Source organism: Polaromonas sp. (genome assembly GCF_039932935.1).
GTDB lineage: Bacteria > Pseudomonadota > Gammaproteobacteria > Burkholderiales > Burkholderiaceae_C > Polaromonas.
Map to the genome: position 1 here is coordinate 21202 of NZ_JBDTPB010000039.1, position 18433 is coordinate 39634.

General features: G+C 61.3%; 18 protein-coding genes and 2 pseudogenes. 12 read left to right on the forward strand and 8 right to left on the reverse strand.

Translation table 11 applies throughout. The features are described 5' to 3' along the window. Window positions 1–278 precede the first annotated feature (278 nt). The 8 genes and pseudogenes from ABI546_RS06090 to ABI546_RS06125 all read right to left on the reverse strand — a co-directional run. Window positions 279–836, reverse strand: a pseudogene (locus tag ABI546_RS06090) (DDE-type integrase/transposase/recombinase); the annotation flags it as partial. Between the two features lie 754 nt (window positions 837–1590). Continuing rightward, complete coding sequence (locus ABI546_RS06095; RefSeq protein ID WP_348045122.1) at window positions 1591–2478, reverse strand: slipin family protein; 888 nt, start codon at window positions 2476–2478, stop codon at window positions 1591–1593. 2 nt (window positions 2479–2480) lie between these two features. Then, window positions 2481–3095, reverse strand: coding sequence for a sterol desaturase family protein (locus ABI546_RS06100; protein WP_348045124.1), 615 nt, complete (start codon window positions 3093–3095; stop codon window positions 2481–2483). Window positions 3096–3721: 626 nt separating this feature from the next. Further along, window positions 3722–3937 carry a PepSY domain-containing protein gene (locus ABI546_RS06105; RefSeq protein ID WP_348045126.1) on the reverse strand — a complete coding sequence of 72 codons (216 nt, stop codon included), beginning with the start codon at window positions 3935–3937 and terminating at the stop codon, window positions 3722–3724. 8 nt (window positions 3938–3945) lie between these two features. Continuing rightward, entirely contained in the window at window positions 3946–4071 is a 126-nt protein-coding gene (locus ABI546_RS06110; RefSeq protein ID WP_348045128.1) for a hypothetical protein, read from the reverse strand. Window positions 4072–4233: 162 nt separating this feature from the next. After that, the gene (locus ABI546_RS06115) at window positions 4234–5763 is read right to left on the reverse strand and encodes a CHAD domain-containing protein (protein WP_348045130.1); all 1530 of its coding nucleotides are present in this window, start codon (window positions 5761–5763) and stop codon (window positions 4234–4236) included. A gap of 294 nt (window positions 5764–6057) precedes the next feature. Beyond that, window positions 6058–6393, reverse strand: coding sequence for a chemotaxis protein CheB (locus ABI546_RS06120; protein ID WP_348045463.1), 336 nt, complete (start codon window positions 6391–6393; stop codon window positions 6058–6060). Window positions 6394–6437: 44 nt separating this feature from the next. Then, a pseudogene (locus tag ABI546_RS06125) lies at window positions 6438–6581 on the reverse strand (IS6 family transposase); the annotation flags it as partial. Between the two features lie 251 nt (window positions 6582–6832). On the opposite strand from ABI546_RS06125, the gene ABI546_RS06130 reads away from it, so the two are divergent. The 12 genes from ABI546_RS06130 (at window position 6833) to ABI546_RS06185 (ending at window position 18432) form a co-directional block, all read left to right on the forward strand. After that, entirely contained in the window at window positions 6833–7747 is a 915-nt protein-coding gene (locus ABI546_RS06130; protein WP_348045132.1) for a dihydrodipicolinate synthase family protein, read from the forward strand. Window positions 7748–7853: 106 nt separating this feature from the next. Then, window positions 7854–8675 (forward strand): transporter substrate-binding domain-containing protein, encoded by an 822-nt coding sequence (locus ABI546_RS06135; RefSeq protein WP_348045134.1) that lies wholly within the window; start codon window positions 7854–7856, stop codon window positions 8673–8675. Between the two features lie 57 nt (window positions 8676–8732). After that, window positions 8733–10511, forward strand: coding sequence for an aconitase family protein (locus ABI546_RS06140; RefSeq protein WP_348045136.1), 1779 nt, complete (start codon window positions 8733–8735; stop codon window positions 10509–10511). A 15-nt stretch (window positions 10512–10526) separates the two neighbouring features. Then, entirely contained in the window at window positions 10527–11198 is a 672-nt protein-coding gene (locus ABI546_RS06145; protein ID WP_348045138.1) for an amino acid ABC transporter permease, read from the forward strand. Window positions 11199–11215: 17 nt separating this feature from the next. Then, window positions 11216–11878, forward strand: a complete 663-nt coding sequence (locus ABI546_RS06150; RefSeq protein WP_348045140.1) for an amino acid ABC transporter permease — start codon at window positions 11216–11218, stop codon at window positions 11876–11878. After that, entirely contained in the window at window positions 11871–12593 is a 723-nt protein-coding gene (locus tag ABI546_RS06155; protein ID WP_348045142.1) for an amino acid ABC transporter ATP-binding protein, read from the forward strand. The genes ABI546_RS06150 and ABI546_RS06155 overlap by 8 nt, the downstream gene beginning before the upstream one ends. 23 nt (window positions 12594–12616) lie before the next feature. Next, a complete protein-coding gene (locus tag ABI546_RS06160; protein ID WP_348045144.1) occupies window positions 12617–13552 on the forward strand; it encodes a 4-hydroxyproline epimerase in 936 nt (311 codons plus the stop codon). A gap of 35 nt (window positions 13553–13587) precedes the next feature. Further along, window positions 13588–14604, forward strand: coding sequence for an Ldh family oxidoreductase (locus tag ABI546_RS06165; RefSeq protein WP_348045464.1), 1017 nt, complete (start codon window positions 13588–13590; stop codon window positions 14602–14604). A gap of 48 nt (window positions 14605–14652) precedes the next feature. Then, entirely contained in the window at window positions 14653–15684 is a 1032-nt protein-coding gene (locus tag ABI546_RS06170) for a proline racemase family protein (protein ID WP_348045146.1), read from the forward strand. 59 nt (window positions 15685–15743) lie between these two features. Further along, window positions 15744–16844, forward strand: coding sequence for an FAD-dependent oxidoreductase (locus ABI546_RS06175; RefSeq protein ID WP_348045465.1), 1101 nt, complete (start codon window positions 15744–15746; stop codon window positions 16842–16844). A 63-nt stretch (window positions 16845–16907) separates the two neighbouring features. After that, on the forward strand, window positions 16908–17153 hold the full coding sequence (locus tag ABI546_RS06180) for a 2Fe-2S iron-sulfur cluster-binding protein (protein WP_348045467.1): 246 nt from the start codon (window positions 16908–16910) through the stop codon (window positions 17151–17153). Window positions 17154–17157: 4 nt separating this feature from the next. Continuing rightward, entirely contained in the window at window positions 17158–18432 is a 1275-nt protein-coding gene (locus ABI546_RS06185) for an FAD/NAD(P)-binding oxidoreductase (protein WP_348045148.1), read from the forward strand. The last annotated feature ends 1 nt before the right edge of the window (window position 18433 follow it).

An 18433-nucleotide genomic window follows, 5' to 3' on the forward strand; every position in this document is an offset into this window, starting at 1 on the left:
CAGGTTCATCACCATGCGGCCCATGCCGATTACTCCGAGTTTCATCTTTTCTCCATAACATTCTCATTTTGTGGCAATCCGACTTATGTGTCGGTGCGCCACCGAACAGACGCTACCCGCTGGCGCTGTACCTTGTTTTGAGGGTAGTTTCGGCCCTGCTGGCGTCCGTTGTACAAGGCTGCGGTATTGTCAACTTACTGAGTCTGGCCAGAGTTGATGGCGATTTCAGCATCACCGAGGGATCAAGCAGTCTGAATAGTAAAAGTGTACGCGCAAGCTTCTTCCCAAGCTGCGAATGCCTGGCTGCGTTTCGTTCGTTTTTGCGCGACGTTCACGTTGTACCGAAAATGCTGAAACAGGTTGGCAACTTAGTCATGAACCGATACGAACTGTTGCAATTGGCGTGCCGATTTGAAACGATGCATGACCTTCTCCCACACACGCGTTGGCTGATACGAATTCTCGGCCCGGTTGTTCAACCCCAACCTCTGAGCGGCATATCGGTCGCGTCGGCTTTGCACCAGAACGTCGAACACGATACCAAGCTGAACCACCGCTCGCTACAGCCAATGCTTCTTCCCGTTGATGGTGATGACTAGCTCGTCCAGATGTCACTTGTCGCCAAAGCTCGACTGTCTTCCTCGAATACGCAGAGCGGCTTTTTGGTCAAATTTGAGCGCCCATCGCCGCACAGTTTCAAAGGTCACTTCAATCTCTCGCGCTGCCAGCATTACCTCGATCATCCGAAGGCTCAGTGGAAAGCGAAAATACAACCAAACTGCATCGCTGATGAGCTCCGGTGTGGGGGCGGTAGCCAGCATAAGAGATGGCCGCATCCTTGATGGTATGTATCACTTTCGCTGTCTGCTTCATCGGCTACATTCTGTCAGCTTGTCAAGCAGGAACGTACTAGTACTGCAACCCGGAAATAGCGAAACAGAATGAAGGCGATGGATTCGCGCCCAGGGCAAGGCGCAAGCCGCAGCGAAGGCTGGACGCCTTCGCAAGGATTGCAACGCCGCCACGGGTGCGAAGACGCGCTTTCATGTTTCGACATTTCCGGGCTGCAGTACTAGACCTTGTGCAATGACGATGAAGTGGCATTTGGTACAAGCGCGTCGGCACACCTTTTGCGACCAAATCGCTGCCACCAATGAGGGATAGGACGTGATGTCTCCGTCACTTCAGATGGTTTCGGCGATGTAGTCTCAATGCCGGGTTTGATTGCCGCTAACTGATCTCTGAACCCCGAGCGATCGAACGATGTGCAAAATGGACTCATGGCTGTTCATCCTTGATCGCGTAGTTCTCAAGGGCTTTCGTTTTGCGCAACATGGAGTTTGTCCTTTCGGGACGGCGAATTGAAGAGACCAATGTTGGCCCAGTTCGCATCCGGCGTCTGTTCCTTGCCGCACCCTTTCCGCGAAAATGCATAGGGAAGTCAATGAGAGACTCGCACCGCCAGCAAACTGAAGGGATGGGTAGGCAGCCGGATTCTTCCCTTTCGCCCAGCCTTGTTCAGATTTGCAACGGCAAAGCCTGCGGCAGTCGGTTTAGTAAACTCGGGGCGATTCGTCCATCACGCCTGCTTCAAGCCGATCCGATTATGGCCTTAGGCGGGAGAGTAACCTCTGGATCAGACACCGCCTTGCTCGCCAGTGCAAGCGCCAGCGTCGTGGATGGGTTCAGGCTATCGACCATCGCACTTGGAATCAGAATCGTCGCTCCGCGTTCCTTGGTGGTCTCGTAAATGATATTCATCGCTCGCAGTTGAAGCGCCGCGGGGTGCCCGGCGTAAATGTCGGCGGCTTCCACAAATTTTCCCGCGATTGCAGCCTCGGCTGATCCCAGGATCACGCGCGCTTGCTTTTCGCGCTCGGCCTGGGCCTGACGCGACATGGCATCCTGCAATGCCTCCGGGAGCGCGACGTCGCGTATCTCTACCGAGCCCACGGTTATGCCCCACGGGGCAGTCTTTGCGCCGATCTCATTCTTCAATTGCTCGTCGGCGTCCTTGCGATCGGACAACAACGCGGCCAACATCGAAGAACCGATCATCTCGCGCAGCGAAGTTTGTGCAACCCGGTCGATGGCCTCGCGATAGTTGGTTATGGCCAACGCCGCTTTCTCGGCATCATGCACGTGCCAGAAGATGATCGCGTCAACATTGACAGGAACCGTGTCCCTAGTGAGTGCCTGCTCGGCGTTGAAGGCCGTGGTCTGGATGCGTCCGTCGATTACTGCCACTACGTTGTCGAATATCGGGACTATTGTGAACATGCCCGGCCCCTTGACGCCTTGCAGCTTTCCCATCCGAAGGACGACAAATTTTTCCCAAGCGTTAGCCATTTTCAACGACATCGCGACAATCGCAGCGGCGGCGAATAACGGCAGCGCGAGATACAAGTTAACCCATTGGCCGACGGCAAGACCGGCGAGGATGAACACGAAAGTCAGAAATAAGGTGATTGGGTTCATGTTCATTGTTCTTTCTGATTGAAAACCGATTCGGAATTGCCAAGCGGCCCCGGAAACAAGCCAACGGGCGGCCGCGCCTGTGTTCCCAGCATGTGATCCCACAGCGCGCTTGACACACCGAAGCACTGAGGCTGCCGCTTGGCGCTGTGATGCAGTGCGTGCAGGCGCTTGCGTTGCAGCATCCACCCTGTGCGGCTGCGCCAATGGTGGGTGGCGTGGTGTGTGATGGCGTAGGTGAGGTAACCCACTAGCACACCCAGCGTGAGCGCACTGGCGCGCCAGAGTCCTCCCAACAGCAGGGCGGGGAGAAACACCAAGGCGGCGATAAGTGACGCGCTCAGCGCCGTCGGTGTGCAGATCAGCGCGGTAGGGCGGTCATGGTGCTCGGCATGCCAGCGCTTGAACGGCTGAAGGCCGTGCAGCACAAAACGGTGCAGCAAGTATTCGATAAGGGTCCAGCTTGCCAGTCCGGCCAGGACAATGCCTCCGAGCGGTAACCGTTGAGACGCGGGTTCGTAGAAAACCAGAACGATTGCGAGCGCCATCACAGTCGTGCCGTAAAACGTGAAATCGGCAATATACGCGCAGCGGCTTTGTTCGAGGTTCAGAAGACCCATGGTATTCCTATGTGCGGTTGGCGTGGTGTTCACAAGGCATCGTACGACAGCCTCAGCATACCCATCAGTCGTCCTGTTCGTGTAGGCGTGCTGGGCGCTCGCAGGTAGGCGGCTGGCTACTTGTCGGAATGTCCTGATTTGGCCATTGCGGACAATCAGATGACTGGCAGCTTGCCTTCGGGTGGTAGGCACGAGGGACGCCTCCGCCACTGCCGACGACAATCGCCCACCCGAACCGTCCACCGAAAATGCCGAGCAATGCTGGTCTGAATTCGCTCTCTGCGTGTATGGCACACCGGTTGTCATCGGTGCGCCAGCGCACAGACGGTGCGGAGTTAAGCGCCTATCGCCGCCCTGCGACGCTTAATGACGTCCACTAACGTAACCAAATTATCCCCCCTCGAACCGTGCGCTCAACGGCAGCTTACGATTCGTTGCGCCATCAGAGCCAAGATTACCCGGCCATAAGTCGTCGCAGTAGCTGCCACGATTGCTACCAGCTCCGGGTGAAGGTCAGGAGACGCGAAGCCACGTATGGATATCGCCATCCACGCTGGTGGTGCAAACGCCGAAATTACGTTCAGCGCAAACATCACTAAAAAAAGCAGGGTGAGCGCAGTCACCCGTTAAAGACTATTAGAGTGCCTTGCCACTCGTGGCGTCAATCTTCCACGCAGGTGCTCTTCTTCGACCTTGACGACTTGGCCGGACATAGCGTCCACCTTGAATTCTTGCAACCCGGATGCGCCCAATACCTTGACTTCCCAAACGGCACGGCCCTTTTCCAAATCGAACTCTGCGCCAAGGGATTTGCCGGCGCCCTGCTTTTCACCGATTTCCATTGCCTGAGTCAACGATACGGTTGCGCTCGAAACGCTTGTGTTTCGCGGGAGTTCAGGGCTTGTGCCGAAACTAAACTCCCAAAGCTGATCATGGCCAAAAAGGCTAAAGAACGGATGTGATTATGTTTGTTCATGTGGTTTTACCTTTGTTGAGGTCAGAGTCTGAAACCAAATGGATGTGAAGTCTGCACGGTGAAGCACATAAGAATGAGTGTGCACAGTTTTCTGCCCGGCGTGCCGACGAGTGCGGCACGATTCCATATTGACAGTTGCGCATCCCGCTCGCCGCTGCGGCCTCATTCTTTCCAGAAAACGGGCGCTTTTGCCGCCTTATGAAGAGTTCGCTCGCAACGCTTGACGCAGTCGCGAAGGCGCAAAGCGAACCACCGAAGGGCTGACTTAGCGCGCGATTCAACTTGTAAGTCGGCGCTAAACGCGGCGAGGCCGACGCGATAATCATTGTATTCGCCGAGCGCTTCCTGAGCCCCGCGCCAGCTGTCGAGGTAACGCTTGACCCGTTCGGCGTCGAATAGCGGCGCTGTGAACTCGCTGAGGTAGCGCAGCCGCTTCACCAGTTTTCGGACGCGGTGTTGATGTGCTAGAGAAAGCGAGGAGAATAGCGGTGCATCGCGGACCAACTTTCTGTGGAGTGCCTCTATCGCGCGCACGAGCTTGGCCCGCAGCGCCCTGCGAGCACGACGGTCCTGCATACCTTGGTCTGACTGCGAACGGCAGAACGCCAAAATGGCAAGCATGGTTTGTTGGAATTCGGCGTCACGCACCACGGACTGCGGACTTCGGATTAATGACGCGGACTTTGGCTCTCCGTCCCACTTTAGACCCGCGGCAATCATCGCCGCCCGGATCGCTGGGACGACTGTGACAGCGTCACGGTGTGCGCCAAGTTCGCGGGCAGCACGGGCAAAGCTTCTTTCCCATGCGGGTTCAGCCTCAGGGCCGAGGCCCCTCAACTCGCGCAGTGCAGTTCGAATTTGGCGCAACCCGACCCTGAGCTGATGGACGAACTCTTCGTCCGAAGCACCGGTGGCGATTTCGCTTGCATTTTCGAGAACCTGCCGCAAGCAATTTGCCAACGTGGCGACCAGAAATCCGGCTGCGTCAACGTTCAGCTTGACCGCTGCATCGATGGCAGTGACCGGACGGCCCTCCGAGCCGCCATGGGCAAGCCGGAAGCCCTGCTCTGACTTCGACAACGTGCTGAAGTACAGACCATTCTCGGACGACCATGTCGTAGCTTGCCGGATAAGCTCGACCTCGCTTCCGGCCTTCATCTCCATTTCGAATTCGCAGATGGGGATGGACTGCCCGCCAGCGAGAATGACTCCCGTGTCGAGTGCTAACTCGATAAGCGTACCCCTAGCCGACTCGGTGCGCGCCATCCGGGAGACATTGACGCGGAAACGTTCGACAAGGGCGGCGTCATTGAGCCCTTGAGATGCATCTCCCAACGTGGCTCGTAAAGCTGCGCCGACGAGCGTGCCGTCATGAAGTGCGAGATCCAGCTCAGGCGAGCTTCGCCCGCGCGAGACAACCACGCTGACGTTGTGCTCCAAACGGCAAAATGGGTCGTCCGTGGGCGCCTTGGCCGTCTGTACCCAACCTCGGCCTTCCTTGCGCAAGCGCACCGACTGTCCCTGCGCTTCGAGTCGATCATCAGCCGTGTCATAGTAAATCGACTGCAAGCGCTGGGTGCGGCATGGGCTGCTGCGCAGCGCGCGTGAAATCGCACCGCGTTTTGATGGCGGGACGACGAACTTGAGCTCGACCTCAGTGGGGGATGGGACTTCCGAAACGTGGTACTTCATTGCGTGGGTGCGTGTGGGCCAGTCAACGCCTGGGTAACAATTGCGCCACTGCAGCCATGCTACAAATCCTCGCTTACTCTGCGAATCGTTCCCGAGACATCGAGTGCCGTCCTTTTTGGCACCGTGGCGATCACTGGCATCTAAATAGCTGTAGGAATATATTGGCTGTACTAGCGCGGCCGGTCTGTCTGCTAGCGCACCAAGCACACGTGGACAGAATCGAGCGATGCTGTTCAACGACTTGCAGAACAGGGCCAAGTCTCATCGCCGTCCGCCCCAAGCGCACTCGCCGACTCAAACACTGCGAGCGAAGCGCGCTCCAATCTCGATCAGCGCGGCAGAAATCTTGTCCGGCGGCAAAACAAAATCCACATAGCCTGATGCCTGCGCACTGACAGGCATGCTACCGACCTCTGCCGAATTATCCTGCGCAAAAGTGATGGCGCCCTTTTCCTTGATGTGCTTGCATCCTGCGGTGCCGTCCACGGCATAGCCGGACAAGATGACTCCGATTGCTCGGTCGCCGAAGGCATCCGCGATGGAAGCAAAGAACAGATCGATTTGCGCGTTGCGTCGGCTCCGGGGCGAAATAACTCTTTTTTTGTGGCCCTGTGGTGTCCGATGGCACAGCCCGCAGCCGCACCCAAGACTCCGTGACCACCAACCACATGACGCATCATTTCTTCGATGTGCCTCAAGCTCAGTGGATAAGCCACGTACCAGCGTACACAAATTAGCATGATTTCCAGCGGGTAGTGCATCCGCTTGAGCACCTTACGCAGTTCGCCAATCATCGTCTTCTGGTATCTGTCAGTCATGGCGCGATTGTCTATCGGCGCTTACTGCGACTAAACCCGCGGAGCGCTGCCTCGAAGGTGGCCTGCGTGCCAAGTGCCTCGATGGCACATCGACGCCATGCCCACCGGTCAGGCGAAGAATCTTTTCAACCATATATCCCATGAGTCACTTGGTAAAAACCCTAATAAGATATTGTAGATATGTTGCTAATATATTAACAGTCAGGCATTCGCACCAATTCATCACCAAACTCAATCAAGGACATTCCCCCATGAGCAAAACCCGCTGGCAAGGTATTTTTCCCGCCATCACCACCAAATTTCACGCCGACGAAAGCATCGATGCCGAAGGCACCGCCAGGCACATCGACTTCCAGATTCGCAACGGCATTCACGGGCTCGTCACTTGCGGATCTCTCGGCGAGGCCAGTACGCTGTCGCTGGAAGAAAAACTCCAGGTCGCAAAGATCGCGTTGGAGGCCAGCAAGGGGCGCGTCCCGGTATTGGCCAACGTCTCGGAAACCAGCACCCGTGAAGCCATTCGCTATATAGAAGGCGCCAACAAGCTTGGCGTAGCCGGCTTCATGGTGATGCCCTCCGTCATCTACGTGGCCGACGCACGCGAAGCCATGCAAAACGTGCGCACCATGGCCGCTGCGGCGCAAAAGCCGCTCATGATCTACAACAACCCGGTGGCCTACCGCGTCGATTTGAAGCCGGAGCACATGGCCGAGCTGGCCGATTGCGAATGGATTGTCGCGATCAAGGAAAGCACTGACAACATCCGCCGCATCACCGACCTGCGCAACGCGCTGGGCGACCGCTACCAGCTCTTCCTCGGCGTGGACGATCTGGCCTATGAAGGCTTGGCCCTGGGCTGCGACGGGCTGCTGGCCGGCGTGGGCTGCGCTTTTCCGCGTGAGACCGTTGCACTGTACGACCTGATGAAGGCCGGCAAATTTTCCGAGGCCCTCAAGCTCTACCAGTGGATGACTCCCATGCTGCATCTGGACGTTTCCACCAAGCTGGTGCAAAACCTCAAGCTCATCGACGTACTGGTCGGCGTGGGCACCGAGCACATGCGCCGTCCGCGCCTGCCATTGATTGGCGCCGAACGTGAATTCATCACCACCGTTGTGAACAAGGCCCTGGCCACGCGGCCAGCGCAGTACCAGTCCGTTCCCTGAGTCACCCCCTTAGAGCGTCCCCTGAGCATCCCGCGGTCTCCTGAAGAGGCCGCATCTTCCTGCGTCCCCTGCTTCTCTGGTATCCCCCAACTTATTAGGAGTTCACATGAAACTGAAGACCCTCGTTCTCGTCGCCGCCGGTGCTTTCGGCCTGTATGCGACCCAGGCGGTACATGCCGCCGACAAACTCGACAGCATCATCGAATCGGGAAAATTACGCTGCGCTGTTGTACTGGACTTTCCGCCCATGGGTTCGCGTGACGCCAGCAACAACCCAATTGGTTTTGACGTGGACTATTGCAATGATCTGGCCAAAGTGCTTGGCGTCAAAGCTGAAGTGGTTGAGACCCCATTTGCCGACCGCATCCCCGCGCTGACGTCCAACCGCGTCGACGTCATCGTCGGTTCCACGTCCGACACGCTGGAACGCGCCAAGACCGTTGGCATGACCATTCCCTATTTTGCATTCCAGATGGTGGTCCTGACGCGCGAAGACACCGGCATCAAAGGCTACGCGGACCTCAAGGGCCGTCCGGTAGGCAATACCTCCAGCACCTTTGAAGCGATAGCTCTCGAAAAGGATGTCAAAGCCTGGAATTCTCCCAAGGGAAGTTTCCGCGCCTACCAGAATCAGGCAGACACCATCCTCGCGGTAAGTCAGGGTCATGTTGATGCGACCGTCGTGACCTCTACCGTGGCCTACGCGTCGATCAAATCAGGCAAATACAAGGGTTTGAAGGTCGTGGGCAATGCGCCCTACGTCGTCGACTATGTGTCGCTCGCTGCCAAGCGCAGTGAGTACGGGCTGATCCACTACCTGAACCTCTTTGTCAATCAGCAGGTGCGTTCGGGCCGCTACGCCGAGCTTTTCCAGAAATGGGTAGGCGGCAAGGTGCCGGAACTGATGGTGCCCGGCGTCTACTACTGATCAGCCCAGACTGTTTCATCCAGCAGCCCTTGCGTTCCGACTTTCAGAAGACTTGAGATGTCCGCTCACTGTATGAAAACTTGCCAGCTCACTGGCGGGGCAGCGCAGGGGCCGCTGCTGTACGGCGATACCTCCCTGAGTTTTTGGGGGGGCGTGGATCCGTCGAGTGGGGAGATCATTGACCGCCATCACCCCCTCAGCGGAAGGTTCATCGCCGGGCAGGTACTGGCCATTCCTCATGGTCGCGGCTCGTGCACTGGTAGCAGCGTGCTGCTCGAAGTCATCCTCAATGGGCGCGGACCTGGCGCACTGATTCTGGAACAGCCCGACGAAATACTGGTGCTGGGCGCCATCGTCGCAGAGCTAATATTTGGACGTCAGCTGCCTGTCGTCAGCGTCGGTACCCAGGCATTTTCCCAGCTGCGGGATGCACGCTGGGCAAGTCTGCAAGCGGACGGACAACTGACAACAACAAACGAAGAGGGCCTGCCAAGCGCATTGCCGGCCGATGCGGAGGCCGCACCATGCTTTGCCTCGCGGGAATCCGACACCATCAAGCTGAACCCCTGCGACCAGGCCATCCTTGACGGCGAGCAGGGCAGGGCCAGGCAAGTCGCCATGCAGGTCGTCTTGCGGATGGCCCAAATTCAGGGAGCGGACGAGTTGATGGATGTGGTTCAGGCCCATATCGATGGCTGCATTTACACAGGCGCGGCCAGCCTGCGGTTCGCTTGTCAGCTGCGCGATTGGGGTGGGAAGGTCAAGATACCCACCACGCTGAATTCTATCTCTGTCGACCAGAGGCGTTGGCGCATGCTGGGCGTAGACCCGGCGTTTGGCGAGCCCGCCAGCGCGCTCGCTCAAGCTTATGTGGACATGGGAGCCAGCCCGAGCTTTACGTGCGCGCCCTACCTGCTCGACAGCGCGCCGACAGCGGGTCAGCAGATCGTCTGGGCGGAGTCGAATGCCGTCGTGTTCGCCAACAGCGTCCTGGGCGCACGTACCGCCAAGTACGCGGATTTTCTGGATATCTGCATCGCCCTGATCGGCCGCGCGCCCAAGACCGGTTGCCACCTGACGGGCCATCGGCGGGCCACGCTTCGGCTTCAGTTGCCAATGTTGCAAGCCCTTGACGATGCCTTCTATCCGCTGCTGGGCTATTGGGTCGGCCTGCTGACCGGCCATCGCATTCCGGTCATCTGCGGTCTGGAGTCTGCATCACCGAGCCGGGATGAGCTCAAGGCTTTCAGTGCGGCGTTTGCCACGACCAGTTCGGCGCCGATGTTTCACATCGCCGGCGTCACCCCGGAGGCACCCGATACGGAATCAGCCCTTGGCGGCGTGCCTCCCGAAGCAGAGCATCACATCACAGTCGATGAGCTGGACAAGGCATGGCACGGGCTGAACAGTGCAAGCGATGCGCGCGTGGATCTGGTCGCGCTGGGAAACCCTCACTTCTCGGTCAGCGAATGTGCCGCCCTCGCACGCCTGTGCCGGGGGCGCACCCGCCGCAGGGCCACTGCGTTGGTTCTCACGACCAGCCGCGCCGTTCATGCCGATGCCACGCGCAATGGGGACATCGCCGTGCTCGAAGCCTTCGGCGTCAACATCCTGACCGACACCTGCTGGTGCATGCTGGACGAACCCATCGTGTCGCCACTGGCGCGCGTCATCATGACCAATTCGGGCAAATACGCGCACTATGCCCCCGGGCTGACCGGCCGCCAGGTGCACTTTGGCTCACTGGCCGACTGCGTCGAAGCCGCCTGTACCGGCCTGGCGCCGAGCCATCGCCCTGCCTGGCTCACACCGGGCGTTCCCGCCCCTCTTTTGTAAGGCTCTGCAGACCCGATGTTCGACTTTGACTACACCTTCCACTGGCGCCCGGCCTTGAGGGCGCTGCCAGACATGATGGCCGGCGCCTGGGTCACGGTCGAAACCGCCGTGCTGTCCATGATTTTCGGCGTACTGATCGCGCTCGTTCTGACTGCGATGCGGCAAATGCGCAACCCGATGCTGCGCGGCTTTTCCGATGCCTGGGTTTCGATCGCGCGCAACACCCCATCGCTGTTTCAGATCTACATGCTGTATTTCGGTCTGGGCTCCTTCGGCCTGCACACCAGTTCATGGATTGCATTGCTGGCGGGCATCACCTTCAACAATGCCGGCTACCTGGCCGAAAACTTCCGGGGTGGGCTCAAGGCCATACCGGAAACCCAGATACGCGCGGCGCGGTCGCTGGGCATGAGCGCGTTCCAGGCCTACCGCCTGATCGTCGTGCCACAGCTGCTGCGCATTGTGTTCTATCCGCTGACCAACCAGATGGTCTGGGCCGTTCTGATGACCTCGCTGGGCGTCATCGTCGGGCTCAACAACGACCTGACCGGGGTCACGCAGGACTACAACGTCAAGACCTTCCGCACCTTCGAGTTCTTCGCCCTGGCAGCGGTCATCTATTACGCCATCGCCAAGGCCATCGTCCTGGCGGCCAGGCTGATGGCCTGGCGCTTGTTCCGGTACTGAAGAATTGAGAATTGACCATGCTATCTAACAGCCTTTCCACCAGCTTTACCGGGAACGATCTGCTCTTCATGTTGGAGGGTGCCTGGGTGACGCTCAGTCTTACGCTGTGGGCCATGCTGCTGGGCACGCTGGCCGGCATGTTTTTTGGACTGTTGCGCACGGCGCTGCCCCGGTTCACCCTGCCGCTGGCCTGGTTTCTGGATGTGTTCCGCAGCGTCCCCCTGCTGATTCAGTTCGTGCTTTTTAACGCACTCAAAAGCATCGCTGGCCTGGAATGGAGCGCTTTTTCCGTGGGCTGCATGGTGCTCGGCATCTACAGCGCCGCCAACTGCACTGAAATAGTTCGTGGCGGCGTGCTCTCGGTGCCCGCGAATGTGATCCGCGCGGCGCGCTCGCTGGGCATGACTTATTCCCAGGCCCTGCGCTACATCGTGCTGCCCATGGCCGCCCGGGTGTCCTTCCCCGGCTGGGTCAATCTGACGCTGGGTGTCATGAAAGACACCTCGCTGGTGTTATGGATCGGCATCATCGAACTGCTGCGTTCCTCACAGACCATCGTCACACGCATCCAGGAACCGCTGTTCGTGCTGTGCATTGCAGGGTTGATTTATTACGTCATGAGTTGGGGTGTCGCATGGGCAGGCACGCGTGTCGAAAAAAGGTGGCAAGAAAATGATTGAAATTGACAATGTTCACAAGTCCTTCGGGCAGCTCGAGGTGGTCAAGGGCGTCAGCATGACCGTGAGCAAGGGCGAAGTGGTCTCCGTCATCGGCGGCTCGGGCTCGGGAAAATCCACGCTGCTGATGTGCATCAATGGCCTGGAGCCCATCCAGAAAGGCGCTATCCGCGTTGACGGCACCGATGTTCACGCCCCGGGCATAGACTTGAACAAGCTGCGCCAGCGTATCGGCATTGTCTTTCAGCAATGGAATGCCTTCCCGCACCTGACGGTGCTGGAAAACGTCATGCTCGCCCCGCGCAAGGTGCTCGGCAAGGGCAAGGCAGAGGCCGAGGAAATTGCCGTTCGCCAGCTCAGCCATGTCGGTCTGCGCGAAAAAATCAATGTCTTTCCCGGAAAGCTCTCGGGCGGCCAGCAGCAGCGCATGGCGATTGCACGCGCTCTCGCGATGTCACCCGACTACATGCTGTTCGACGAGGTCACCTCGGCGCTTGATCCACAGCTGGTCGGCGAGGTGCTGGACACCCTGCGCATGCTCTCCGACGAAGGCATGACCATGATCCTCGTCACCCACGAGATCCGTTTTGCGCGCGACGTCTCGGACCGGGTGGCTTTCTTCCGCAATGGTGTGATTCACGAAATTGGCACGCCTGAGCAGGTCATTGGCAGCCCGCAAAGGCCCGAGACCGTCGAGTTCCTGAAATCCACGCACTGAACCCACCTTTTGGAGGCTGCGATATGAAACACATCAAGGTGATTGACTCCCACACCGGCGGCGAGCCGACCCGGCTGGTCGTCGACGGCTTTCCCGATCTGGGCGCCGGCAGCATGGCCGAGCGGCGCACGCTAATGGAAAAGCAGCACGACGACTGGCGCACCGCGGCGGTGCTGGAGCCACGCGGCAGTGATGTGGTCGTGGGTGCGCTGCTCTGCAAGCCCGTGGACCCGGCCAACGCCGCGGGTGTGATCTTCTTCAACAACACCGGCTACCTGGGCATGTGCGGCCACGGCACCATCGGGTTGGTGGCATCGCTGGCTTACATGGGCCGCATCCGGGCCGGTGAGCACCGCATCGAAACGCCGGTCGGCACCGTGACCGCCACACTGCATGCCGATGGTTCGGTGAGCGTGCGCAACGTGCCGGCCTGGCGGCACCTGAATCAGGTCGCGGTCGAAGTACCGGGCCATGGCGCGGTGTGCGGCGACGTGGCCTGGGGCGGCAACTGGTTCTTCCTTGTGAGTGAGCACGGGCAGCGCGTGGCGAGCGACAACCTGGATGCATTGACCGCCTACAGCTGGGCGCTGCGTGAGGCACTGGCCGCGCAGGGCATCACCGGCGCCCAAGGCGCGGAGATTGACCACATTGAGCTTTTCGCCGACGACGATCAGGGCGCCGACAGCCGAAATTTTGTCCTCTGCCCCGGCAAGGCCTATGACCGCTCGCCGTGCGGCACTGGCACCAGCGCCAAGATCGCCTGCCTCGCCGCCGACGGCAAGCTCGCGCCCGGTGAGGTCTGGCACCAGGCCAGTGTCATCGGCAGCCGCTTCGAGGCCAGCTACGCCATGGAGGGCGGCCAAATCATCCCGACCCTGCGCGGTCGCGCCCACATGAGCGCCGAGGCCACCCTGCTGATCGAAGAAGACGATCCCTTCGCCTGGGGTATCCGGTTGTGAATGCCGATGTGACCGAAGGCATCGCCGTATCAACAATGGCCGATACCATCGCCCTCTCGCTCAGCGAAGTCCATCAGCTTGCGCTGCGGGTGCTCACCCACCATGGCCTGTCCGGGACGCATGCCGAAGCCATCGCCCGCGTCATCGTGGCGGGAGAGCGCGACGAATGCCATTCGCACGGCGTGTTCCGGTTGTTGATGTGCACGCGCTCGCTGCAGGACGGCAAGGTGTCATGCCATGCCGAGCCGAAGGTCACCGATCGCTCAGCCGCCATCGTGGTGGTCGACGCGCAGTTCGGCTTTTCGCAACTCGCGTTCGAGATCGGCAGCCAGCACCTGGCCCTGAAGGCGCGGCGTACCGGCATCGCGGCACTGGTCATCAACAACTGTTTTCACTTCTCCGCCCTCTGGCCCGAGGTCGAAAGCCTCGCGGAGCAAGGCCTGGCCGCTCTGGCGATGACGCCGAGCCATGCCTGGGTCGCCCCGGCCGGCGGCAGCCGGCCGGTATTCGGCACCAATCCGATGGCCTTCGCTTGGCCGCGCCCCGGCGGTCACCCATATGTCTTCGACTTTGCGACCAGCGCCGTCGCGCGCGGCGAGATCGACCTCTACCGCCGCAGCGGCCGTGCGATTCCGCCAGGCTGGGGCATAGATGCCACCGGCGCGCCGAGTACGGATGCGGCCACGGTGCTGCAGCACGGCGCCATGTTGACCTTTGGCGGGCACAAGGGTTCGGCGCTGTCGACCATGATCGAGTTACTGGCGGGCCCGTTGATCGGTGATCTGACCAGCATGGAGTCGAAAGCCCTTGATGGCGACGCCGGCGGAACGCCTTGCCACGGCGAGCTGATTCTCGCCTTCGACCCAACCTTCTTTTCCCAAGGCGATGCCCGGGCGGACCAGGCGCGCGCGGAGCAGCTGTTCCAGGCCATCACGGATCAGGGCGCGCGGCTTCCCTCCCAGCGCCGCTTCGAGGCGCGGGCGCGAAGCCTTGCTCAAGGTGTGCGAATTCCGCGCGCCTTGCGTGACGACGTGCTGGCGCTGCTGCGGTAGCGAGTTCAAGAGAACCACCCGGAACCCCCTGTAACCCCTGGAGAATTCATGCAACTGAAAAATGCCATCACCGTCATCGGCGCTCATGCCGAAGGAGAAGTGGGGCGAGTCATCACCGGGGGCGTCATCGCGCCCCGCGCGGCATCCATGTTCGAACGCCAGCAAGCCTTGCAGGCCGATCAAGACTGGCTGCGCGGCATGCTGCTGTCAGACCCGCGCGGCAGCGTGAACGCCGCCGTCAACCTGGTGACCCCTCCCATTGCGCCAGAGGCGGACTTCGGCATGATCGTCATTGAGTCGGACTACTACCCGCCGATGTCGGGCTCCAACCTGATCTGCACCGTGACCGCCGTCCTCGAAAGCGGCATGGTGCCTATGCAAACGCCGGTGACGCAGCTGTGCGTGGACACCCCCGCCGGCCTGGTGCGCGTGCGTGCCGAATGCGCTGACGGAAAATGCCGCCGCGTCGCCTTTCAGAACGTGCCCTCGTTCGTCATGCACCAGCGCCAACCCGTGGAGGTGCAGGGCCTGGGCACCCTTGTGGTGGACGTGGCCTATGGCGGCATGATTTACGTCATCGTTGATGCGGCGGCGCTGGGCTTCTCGCTGGATCGCAGCGAGGCTCGCGCGCTGGTGGAAGCGGGTGAGCGCATCAAGCTGGCCGCGGCAGTGCAATTGCCCTCCGTCCATCCGGAGAAACCCGGAATCCACACCATCAACCAGACCTTGTTTGCGGGACCGTTGGAGACGGTGAATGGCGTCAAGACCGCCAAGAACGCCGTGGTGGTCTCGCCAGGCCGTCTGGACCGCAGCCCCTGCGGCACCGGCAGTTCGGCACGCATGGCCCTGATGCATACGCGCGGCGAGCTGTGGGTGGGTGAAGCGTTCGTCCATCTGTCCGTGCTGGACACGCAATTCAACTGCCGTATTGACGCGGTGACGCAGGTCGGCGGGCAGCCCGCTGTGCTGCCCAACATCAGTGGCCGTGCCTGGCTCACCGGTGTGTCCTATTACGGCGCTGACCCCGAGGACCCCTTCCCCGAGGGCTACCGCCTCAACGACACCTGGTTTGCCAGCTGAAGACAAAGAAAGAAGGACGGAGCGGACATGCCTCAATGGGTTATTACGAGCGCAAGCCGATGAACGCCGATGTGATCATCATTGGCGCCGGCATCGTCGGCGCGGCTTGCGCCCATGAACTCGCGCGGGCCGGTCTCAGCGTGCTGGTGCTGGACTCTGGCCTGGGCGGCGCCACCCATGCCGGCATGGGCCATCTGGTGGTGATGGACGACAACCCGGCCGAACTCACGCTCAGCCACGAATCACTGAAGCTCTGGCACGACTGGGCGCCGCGCATGAATGCCGATTGCGCCTTCACCCGCTGCGGCACGCTGTGGCTGGCCGCCAACGACGCGGAAATGGCCGCCGCTGAAGAAAAGCAGCAACGCCTGCAGGCCCATGGTGTCGCCTGCGAGCTACTGGGTGCCGCCGCGCTGGCTGCGGCCGAGCCGGCGCTGCGCCCGGGCCTGGCAGGCGCGCTCAAGGTCGGCGGCGACAGCGTGGTCTACGCGCCCAGCGCCGCACGCTGGCTACTCACGCAAGCCCCCCGCACCATCACCCTCGAACAGATGGAAGTCACCGCCATCGACTGCTCCCGCGTGCGGCTGTCGGACGGTAGCTGGCGCAGCGCCAGCGCCGTGCTGCTGGCCGCTGGCATCCAGGCCACTCGCTTCTGCCCGGAGCTGCCGATCCGCCCGAAGAAGGGCCATCTCGCGATTACCGACCGCTACCCCGGCACGGTGCACCACCAGCTGGTCGAGCTGGGTTACATCAGCAGCGCGCACCACAGCGACGGCGATTCGGTCGCCTTCAACGTGCAGCCGCGCCCGACCGGACAGTTGCTGATCGGTTCCTCGCGCCAGTTCGACACGACCGACCCGGCGGTGGAGGCGCTCATGCTCGGACGCATGCTGCGCCGCGCACTGGACTACCTGCCGTCGCTGGCCGATCTCAACATCATCCGTAGCTGGACCGGCTTTCGCGCCGCCACGCCGGACAGCCTGCCCATCATCGGCCGTCACCCGCAACGCGATGGCCTGTGGCTGGCCGTCGGCCACGAAGGCCTGGGCGTGACCACGGCCCCGGCCACTGCCCGCCTGTTGGCGGCACAGCTCACCGGCGCGGTCCTGCCCTTCGACGCCGAGCCCTATCGCGCGCAGCGCTTTCTGGAAACTGCATAAATGGCCCTCTACCCTCATCACTTCGAGTATTCGCTGTTCCCCGAGAGGGCGCATGCTGCCAGCGTGGCGTTGCTGATCGACGGCCAGCCGCTGCGCGTGCGGGCGGGCACCACCGTGGTTGCCGCGCTGGCCTTGCGCCCGCCGGGTTGTTCGCGTGTTTCCGTCAGCGGCGAAGCACGCGCGCCGTTCTGCGGCATGGGCATCTGCCACGAATGCCGGCTAACGATAGACGGACGCCGCCGCCTGGCGTGCCAAACGCTGTGCAGCGACGGCATGCAGGTGGAAACCGGTACCCGACATGCGGACTGAACCCATGAGCGCTTCCACGTCCTTCTGCGAACTGCTGATCGTCGGCGCCGGCCCGGCCGGCATGGCGGCCGCGCTGGCCGCCGCCCCCAATGGTGCCCACATCACGCTGCTCGACGACAACCCGGCCCCCGGCGGCCAGATTTGGCGCGACGGCCCGGCCGCTCATTTGCCGTTGCAGGCGCTGCGGCAGCGCGAGGCGCTCGCACGCTGCGCCCATGTGCGGGTGCTCTGCGGCACCCGCGTGGTCGGTCTGGCCGGCACCAAGGCGCTGTTGCTCGAAGACGCCGAAAGCGGCTGGACACAGCACTACGACAAGCTGATCCTGTGCACCGGCGCGCGCGAGCTGCTGCTGCCTTTCCCGGGGTGGACGCTGCCCGGTGTCACCGGTGCCGGCGGACTGCAGGCTCTCATCAAGACCGGCCTGCCGGTCGCGGGCGAGCGCGTCGTGATCGCCGGCAGCGGCCCCCTGCTTCTGGCAGCCGCAGCCACGGCACGCAAAAGCGGTGCGCAAGTGTTGCGTGTGGCGGAGCAGGCCAGCCTTGCGTCAGTCGCGGCCTTTGCGGCGCAACTGGCGCGCTGGCCGGGCAAGGCCTTTCAGGCACTCAAACTCGTTGACAAGAGCTATCGCACCTCCTGTCACATTGTCTCGGCGCAAGGTCGAGGCCGTATCGAATCGGTTCAGCTGCGACAAGGAAACAAGGTCATCGAGATGGCCTGCGACCGCATCGCCTGCGGCTTTGGCCTCATTTCCAACACCCAATTGGGCCAGTTGCTGGGCTGCACGCTCGTGCCGGGTCTTGGCGGCGCCCAGGCCTTGGCCTTCGATGCCTTTCAGGCTACCAACGTGCCCGGCGTCTTTGCGGCCGGCGAATGCACGGGCTTTGGCGGCAGCGAACGGGCGCTGGCGCAAGGCACGATCGCCGGACACGCTGCTGTCGGCAACATCACCGCCGCGCAGCAGTCTTGGCCCGATCGTGCCCGCTGGGAGGCTTTCGCCACGCAGTTGCACCGCCGCTTCGCGCTGTCCCCGTCGCTGAAACAGCTCCCCCGACCCGACACGCTGGTCTGCCGCTGCGAGGACGTGCCACACGCCGCGCTCGCCCAGTGCAGCGGCTGGACCGACGCCAAACTGCACAGCCGCTGTGGCATGGGTGCCTGCCAGGGCCGCGTGTGCAGCGCGGCAGCGCAGTTCCTCTTTGAATGGACACCGCCCGCGCCTCGGCCACCGCTGTCACCGGCGCGCATCACAACGCTGGCCAATTTATCCCACACCGATTGAA